This window comes from Shewanella sp. SR43-4 (assembly GCF_014163845.1).
Lineage (GTDB): Bacteria > Pseudomonadota > Gammaproteobacteria > Enterobacterales > Shewanellaceae > Shewanella > Shewanella vesiculosa.
Genome location: NZ_JACJEB010000039.1, coordinates 1 through 2,591 on the forward strand (window position 1 = coordinate 1; position 2,591 = coordinate 2,591).

At 38.4% G+C, this 2,591-nt stretch carries 4 protein-coding genes; all 4 read right to left on the reverse strand.

Annotation, left to right across the window (positions count from 1 at the left end):
• Positions 1-508 precede the first annotated feature (508 nt).
• Positions 509-817: a hypothetical protein gene (locus tag H5123_RS20230; RefSeq protein WP_182699081.1), complete on the reverse strand. Its 309-nt coding sequence runs from the start codon at positions 815-817 to the stop codon at positions 509-511.
• A 105-nt stretch (positions 818-922) separates the two neighbouring features.
• Positions 923-1,255, reverse strand: a complete 333-nt coding sequence (locus tag H5123_RS20235) for a hypothetical protein (RefSeq protein WP_182699082.1) — start codon at positions 1,253-1,255, stop codon at positions 923-925.
• 140 nt (positions 1,256-1,395) lie between these two features.
• The gene (locus H5123_RS20240; RefSeq protein ID WP_182699083.1) at positions 1,396-1,797 is read right to left on the reverse strand and encodes a hypothetical protein; all 402 of its coding nucleotides are present in this window, start codon (positions 1,795-1,797) and stop codon (positions 1,396-1,398) included.
• 118 nt (positions 1,798-1,915) lie between these two features.
• The gene (locus H5123_RS20245) at positions 1,916-2,371 is read right to left on the reverse strand and encodes a hypothetical protein (protein ID WP_182699084.1); all 456 of its coding nucleotides are present in this window, start codon (positions 2,369-2,371) and stop codon (positions 1,916-1,918) included.
• Positions 2,372-2,591 lie beyond the last annotated feature (220 nt).

Here is a 2,591-nt window from a genome sequence, read left to right on the forward strand (position 1 = left end):
ACGATGATTTGACAGCTAAATGACAGACGAAGTAGATGAATTTGTTGATTGATTTTAATTTGACTGCAAAAGCAGTCAAATAAGTTAGGCTCGCCTATTGACTGGCGGAAGGCTCATATGTGTTATGTTGCAGTTAAAAACTACTAGGAATTAATAATAGTGAGATAAACAACGTAAAAATACAAAGCCAATAAACATTACTATATTTATTACTTTTATGCATGAATCTAGCAACACCCCAAACTAACAGCGAGGGTAATGCAAACATATTGGTTCCTAGTACAGAATAAACACCTATTACACCTTCTGTTTCTAAACGCCACCACTGCTTAATAAGTAAATCAGCTAGTAGATATACGCACCAAATGGATGCCAATAAATACAGCGATTTTGCCACCTTAACTTTTAGATTACTCAAGAGTACGTCCATGCAACATAACGCTGCAATAAGAGGCGAGCGATAGTGAGTCCAGCCCACGTTTTTTGTGGGCGATTTTTAATTGCCTTGTTATGCATGGGGTGAAGACTCCTCTATAAGTTGGGAAGCAAGCTGTTTTTGGTCAACACCTTGTTTATATGCGGTGATTATTTCTAAGTAAACAGCCTTAGATTCTTCTCTATTAAAAATCTCGATAAACTTTTCCTCGACGAGATCCTTTAAAGTGAAAGAACTACCACCTAGACCATGCCCCCAGCCCTCTGAAACACCAAATGGTCTCTCTGAATCAAGGCACACAGACAGAACTTTTGGATAAGAGCCATGGTGCCCTCCTTTCCAATCACCATTAACAACAACTATATCCGTATAAGTATTCATATTTACATTGCATAACGCCCTGCTAAGGAGTAGTTGCGAGTGTTGTTGGCGAAGCCAGCGAGTAACTGTCCCGCAGCGTTTTTTGCTGCGAACTTGAGCAGTTTGTTATATGCCGATAGGCGATGAATCATGCCATACATCCTCAACACCATCAGCAACCAAAAATCTATAACCAGAAGGTAAACCCAAATATTGTTCAATTTCTGGTAAGTAATCATTGATGTGGCTCACGTGCAGTGGTTTAAAGAAATCTGGATCGTTACTAAGTTCTTCACCACACCAAATATACCAACCACAACTTCCATTTTCAGCAATGTGGCGCAGGCCGTTGATAGGAAGTTTACCGATAGTTTCAATCGCAATACCTAGTTTATCACCACTAAGACAAGGCGAAAATTCCGTTTCAAATTTGGCGCACATATCTTGCTGGCTAGCCATAATGTTCCTTAGGCATATAACGCCCAATTAAGCAGCCCGAAACGCACTGGCTCACTTTCCGCATTGCTCTGCAACACCAAACCCGACGCAAACCAAAAGTGCTGAGCGTTGAGGGTCTGCTTGAATTGTTTGTTATACGTTTACTCAAAGGCTGCGCAGTTGAAGCCTTGTAGCATCATGCCTGTATCTTGGTTAATTTTGCTGCTAATAACTTGGTTCACTTTAACAAATGCGGAATATTCTTGGTCGACTCGATTTAAAGGCTTCCCATACAGTACACGTGTATTACCACCATCCGTTGCGACAACTTTATGCCCCCAAACAGGGTCTTCATCTAGCAACAAGTTGTCTTTGATTTCTGTGACTTTGTATTCGACGGCTACGTTTCTGTTTTTATTTATCACATAAACACTATCACCAACCTGAACTTGACTAAATTCATCCCAGCCATGTTGAGAACTCTCTAAGTCAAAGAAAGAACCCGCACCAAATATCTTAGAATGACGTCTATCTGCAATGTTTGAAACTAAATATTTGGACATTTTTCCTCCTAAACGTATAACGCCGCCATAAGCGGCTAAATAATAGTTGGCTAAAATAGCGAGGAACGAGCACAGCCAACTATTATGTGTCCGTTTACTTTATGGCCTTGTTAGGTACTTATTCTACAGGCTCATTTTCAGAGTTGATTTCTATAAAGTCCTTTATTACATCATCGCCAATTGAGAAATTTATATTCAATGTAATACCTTGGTTTAAGCTAGGTGTTTCAAATACTGAAAATTCACCTGATATTTTATCTAGGTGAACACTACCAAAATTAAAATCATTTACACTACAACTCAGTAATCTTGATAAATTAAGATTCATAAATTCAGTTGAAGTGTTTTTTATTAAGTAATTACAGAACTCCTTACCTTCCTCTGTTTCATTATGTTCACAGCTCTTTGAGAAGTTAGCCCAATCATTAATCAATTTAACTTTTAAAGGTTTACCGACTTTTGATTTGCTAGCAAAGGAAATTAAGTTTTCGCACAACTTATCATCTTGCGCTGATGCAATGAATGGCATTCCAATAATTGATATCAATAAAACTTGAAAATTACACTTAAACACTAGAAGTACCTAACGCCCTAATAATGGGCAAAAAATTGTTGGCTAAAATGTTGAGGAACGAAAAAAGCCAACTATTTTTTTGTCCTTATTAATTAGCTTGATACTCATTGAGCCTCCTCCCTAGCAAGCCGCATCAGCGGTATGCTTAAGGTGACTAAACCAACAGGAGAAAGCTCAATGAGATTTTATAATAACTCACATCCATACTACTGTGGTATCG

Coding starts and splice junctions, on each gene's coding strand:
- H5123_RS20230 (WP_182699081.1), bottom strand. CDS start 817: ATGAATACTTATACGGATATAGTTGTTGTTAATGGTGATTGGAAAGGA.
- H5123_RS20235 (WP_182699082.1), bottom strand. CDS start 1,255: ATGGCTAGCCAGCAAGATATGTGCGCCAAATTTGAAACGGAATTTTCG.
- H5123_RS20240 (WP_182699083.1), bottom strand. CDS start 1,797: ATGTCCAAATATTTAGTTTCAAACATTGCAGATAGACGTCATTCTAAG.